The 5,189-nt window shown below is 56.4% G+C and carries 3 rRNA genes; all 3 read right to left on the bottom strand.

Annotated elements, in window-relative coordinates:
- Window positions 1–113 (bottom strand): 5S ribosomal RNA (gene rrf / locus EJK91_RS21175).
- A 127-nt stretch (window positions 114–240) separates the two neighbouring features.
- Window positions 241–3,361: ribosomal RNA gene (locus EJK91_RS21170) — 23S ribosomal RNA — on the bottom strand.
- Between the two features lie 367 nt (window positions 3,362–3,728).
- Window positions 3,729–5,189, bottom strand: a 16S ribosomal RNA gene (locus EJK91_RS21165); the annotation flags it as partial.

The following is a 5,189-nucleotide window of genomic DNA, read 5'->3' as shown; positions in this document are numbered from 1 at the left end:
GTTCGGCGGTGTCCTACTTTTCCACCCGTGTGGGCAGTATCATCGGCGCTGACAGGCTTAGCTTCCGGGTTCGGGATGGGACCGGGCGTTTCCCTGTCGCTATTTCCGCCGTAACTCTATTTTTTTGTGTGGGTGCGGCTGGTTGGCCGGCACCGGTGTCACCACGTGTGTGTTTGGTGGTGGGGTGTGGGTTTGAGTGTTTGTGGTGTGGTTGCGGGCAACACGTGAATTGTTTCTTTGTGTTGTAAGTTTTCGGCCGGTTAGTGCCAGTTCCCTAACACACCTTGCGGTGCTTCCAGGTCTGGTCTATCGATCCCGTAGTCTGCGGGGGGCCTTATCCCTCTAAAAGGGTGAGAATCCTGGTCTTGGAGTGGGTTTCCCGCTTAGATGCTTTCAGCGGTTATCCTGTCCGAACGTAGCCATCCAGCCGTGCTCCTGGTGGAACAACTGGTATACCAGAGGTTCGTCCGTCCCGGTCCTCTCGTACTAGGGACAGGTTTCCTCAAGATTCTGACGCGCGCGGCGGATAGAGACCGAACTGTCTCACGACGTTCTAAACCCAGCTCGCGTGCCGCTTTAATGGGCGAACAGCCCAACCCTTGGGACCTGCTCCAGCCCCAGGATGCGACGAGCCGACATCGAGGTGCCAAACCATCCCGTCGATATGGACTCTTGGGGAAGATCAGCCTGTTATCCCCGGGGTACCTTTTATCCGTTGAGCGACACCCCTTCCACTCGGGGGTGCCGGATCACTAGTCCCGACTTTCGTCCCTGTTTGACGTGTCAGTCTTACAGTCAAGCTCCCTTGTGCACTTACACTCAACACCTGATTGCCGTCCAGGTTGAGGGAACCTTTGGGCGCCTCCGTTACATTTTAGGAGGCAACCGCCCCAGTTAAACTACCCACCAGGCACTGTCCCTGAACCAGCTTCATGGTTCGAAGTTAGAGGTCCAATACGATCAGAGTGGTATTTCAACAACGACTCCACCCACACTGGCGTGCGGGTTTCACAGTCTCCCACCTATCCTACACAAACCGCATCGAACATCAATACCAAGCTATAGTGAAGGTCCCGGGGTCTTTTCGTCCTGCCGCGCGTAACGAGCATCTTTACTCGTAATGCAATTTCGCCGAGTCTATGGTTGAGACAGTTGAGAAGTCGTTACGCCATTCGTGCAGGTCGGAACTTACCCGACAAGGAATTTCGCTACCTTAGGATGGTTATAGTTACCACCGCCGTTTACTGGGGCTTAAATTCTCAGCTTCACCCCGAAGGGTTAACCGGTCCTCTTAACCTTCCAGCACCGGGCAGGCGTCAGTCCGTATACATCGTCTTGCGACTTCGCACGGACCTGTGTTTTTAGTAAACAGTCGCTTCTCACTGGTTTCTGCGACCCCCTCCCGCTGCCGGCCGCGAAGGCCATGACGGTATGAGGGTCCCCCTTCTCCCGAAGTTACGGGGGTATTTTGCCGAGTTCCTTAACCATAGTTCACTCGTACGCCTTGGTATTCTCTACCTGACCACCTGTGTTGGTTTGGGGTACGGGCCGTGTGTGAGCTCGCTAGAGGCTTTTCTCGGCAGCATAGGATCACCGAATTCGCCGCAATCGGCTATGCATCACCTCTCGGACTATGTGTCAGACGGATTTGCCTATCTGACGTCCTACGGGCTTGCCCCAGTATTACCACTGACTGGTACGGCTACCTTCCTGCGTCACCCCATCGCTTGACTACTACCAGCGAAGGTCCCACGCAGCCAGCGATCGTCACCTCCCGAAGGACATGATCGACCACCTTTTGGGTGGTTAGTACCACTGATTCATCATGGGCGCGCACACACGGGTACGGGAATATCAACCCGTTGTCCATCGACTACGCCTGTCGGCCTCGCCTTAGGTCCCGACTCACCCTGGGAGGACTGGCCTGGCCCAGGAACCCTTGGTCTTTCGGCGGGCAAGGTTCTCACTTGCCTCATCGCTACTCATGCCTGCATTCTCACTCCCACACCCTCCACCACTAGATCACTCTGTGGCTTCACCGGATGCAGGACGCTCCCCTACCCAATACTTACGTATTGCCGCGGCTTCGGCGGTGTGCTTGAGCCCCGCTACATTATCGGCGCACAATCACTTGACCAGTGAGCTATTACGCACTCTTTCAAGGGTGGCTGCTTCTAAGCCAACCTCCTGGTTGTCTAAGCGACTGCACATCCTTTTCCACTTAGCACACGCTTTGGGGCCTTAGCCGGCGATCTGGGCTGTTTCCCTCTCGACGCACGGAGCTTATCCCCCGCCGTCTCACTGCCACGCTTACACTCACCGGCATTCGGAGTTTGGCTGACGTCAGTAACCTAGTAGGGCCCATCGGCCATCCAGTAGCTCTACCTCCAGTGAGAAACACGCAACGCTGCACCTAAATGCATTTCGGGGAGAACCAGCTATCACGGAGTTTGATTGGCCTTTCACCCCTACCCACAACTCATCCCCTCAGTCTTCAACCTAAGTGGGTTCGGGCCTCCACGCGGTCTTACCCGCGCTTCACCCTGGCCATGGGTAGATCACTCCGCTTCGGGTCCACAACACGCCACTACACACACCCCAACGGATGCGATACGCCCTATTCAGACTCGCTTTCGCTGCGGCTACCCCACACGGGTTAACCTCGCGACGTGCCGGTGACTCGCAGGCTCATTCTTCAAAAGGCACGCCATCACCCCACCACAAGGGAGGGCTCTGACGGATTGTAGGCACATGGTTTCAGGTACTATTTCACTCCCCTCCCGGGGTACTTTTCACCATTCCCTCACGGTACTAATCCGCTATCGGTCATCGAGTAGTATTCAGGCTTACCGGGTGGTCCCGGCAGATTCACAGCAGATTCCACGGGCCCGCTGCTACTCGGGAAATATCACAAGACAGGTGTCGGGTTTTCACGTACCGGGCTCTCACCGTCTACGGCAGGCCATCCCAAGCCACTTCCGCTAACCACAACACTTTCTCACTGCCCTCCAGTCGAGTAGAACCGGACATGACACTCCCACAACCCCGCACACACAACCCCTACCCGGTATCACATGCATACGGTTTAGCCATCCTCCGCTTTCGCTCGCCACTACTCACGGAATCACATTTTGTTTTCTCTTCCTACGGGTACTGAGATGTTTCACTTCCCCGCGTTACCTCCCCACTGGCTATACATTCACCAGCCGGTGACACGACATCACTCGTGCCGGGTTTCCCCATTCGGACATCCTCGGATCCACGCTCGGTTGGCAGCTCCCCGAGGCATATCGCAGCCTCCTACGTCCTTCATCGGCTCTCGATGCCAAGGCATCCACCATGCGCCCTTAAACACTTACAAATCACAAAAACCAAGAAACAAAAATTGCAAAAACAAACAACACTCCAACAGGAGCCTTGCTTGCTAGATGCTCGCAACCACTATCCACAAAACAAACACCACACCCCACCACCAAGATGGAGCGACAACACACCCACCCCCACAMAGGGAGCGAAAACAGGCCTGTTGCCTCAGGACCCAACAGTGTGCCCAACCCCGAAAGGCCGGCCACCAGAAACCCAAGGCTCCCAGCGGTTGGTGATCAACGAAGTTGCTGTTCGTGAAACTATCTGCACCACCGGACAACCCACTACAGGCGCCGGCAMACTATCCCAACCATCGGATCCCGCACTGATTGCGGGGACRGGGGAAAAAAGGTGCTCCTTAGAAAGGAGGTGATCCAGCCGCACCTTCCGGTACGGCTACCTTGTTACGACTTCGTCCCAATCGCCGATCCCACCTTCGACGGCTCCCTCCACAAGGGTTAGGCCACCGGCTTCGGGTGTTACCGACTTTCATGACGTGACGGGCGGTGTGTACAAGGCCCGGGAACGTATTCACCGCAGCGTTGCTGATCTGCGATTACTAGCGACTCCGACTTCATGGGGTCGAGTTGCAGACCCCAATCCGAACTGAGACCGGCTTTAAAGGATTCGCTAACCCTCACGGGATCGCAGCCCTTTGTACCGGCCATTGTAGCATGTGTGAAGCCCTGGACATAAGGGGCATGATGACTTGACGTCATCCCCACCTTCCTCCGAGTTGACCCCGGCAGTCTCTCACGAGTCCCCACCATAACGTGCTGGCAACATGAGACAAGGGTTGCGCTCGTTGCGGGACTTAACCCAACATCTCACGACACGAGCTGACGACAGCCATGCACCACCTGCACACAGGCCACAAGGGAACCGATATCTCTACCGGCGTCCTGTGCATGTCAAACCCAGGTAAGGTTCTTCGCGTTGCATCGAATTAATCCACATGCTCCGCCGCTTGTGCGGGCCCCCGTCAATTCCTTTGAGTTTTAGCCTTGCGGCCGTACTCCCCAGGCGGGGTACTTAATGCGTTAGCTACGGCACGGATCCCTAAAGGAAGGAAACCCACACCTAGTACCCACCGTTTACGGCGTGGACTACCAGGGTATCTAATCCTGTTCGCTCCCCACGCTTTCGCTCCTCAGCGTCAGTTACTGCCCAGAGACCCGCCTTCGCCACCGGTGTTCCTCCTGATATCTGCGCATTCCACCGCTACACCAGGAATTCCAGTCTCCCCTACAGTACTCCAGTCTGCCCGTATCGCCCGCACGCCCACAGTTAAGCTGTGAGTTTTCACGGACAACGTGACAAACCACCTACGAGCTCTTTACGCCCAGTAATTCCGGACAACGCTCGCACCCTACGTATTACCGCGGCTGCTGGCACGTAGTTGGCCGGTGCTTCTTCTGTACCTACCGTCACCCCAAGAAGAATCCTGGAGCTTCGCCGATACTGAAAGAGGTTTACAACCCGAAGGCCGTCATCCCCCACGCGGCGTCGCTGCATCAGGCTTGCGCCCATTGTGCAATATTCCCCACTGCTGCCTCCCGTAGGAGTCTGGGCCGTATCTCAGTCCCAGTGTGGCCGGACACCCTCTCAGGCCGGCTACCCGTCGTCGCCTTGGTAGGCCATTACCCCACCAACAAGCTGATAGGCCGCGGGCCCATCCCACACCGCAAAAGCTTTCCACCACACACCATGAAGCGCGTGGTCCTATTCGGTATTAGACCCAGTTTCCCAGGCTTATCCCAAAGTGCAGGGCAGATCACCCACGTGTTACTCACCCGTTCGCCACTCGAGTACCCCCGAACGAA

The organism is Mycobacterium sp. P7213 (assembly GCF_900604305.1).
GTDB lineage: Bacteria > Actinomycetota > Actinomycetes > Mycobacteriales > Mycobacteriaceae > Mycobacterium.
The sequence above is the reverse complement of the archived record's forward strand: the minus strand, read 5'-3'. Positions and strand labels throughout refer to the sequence as shown.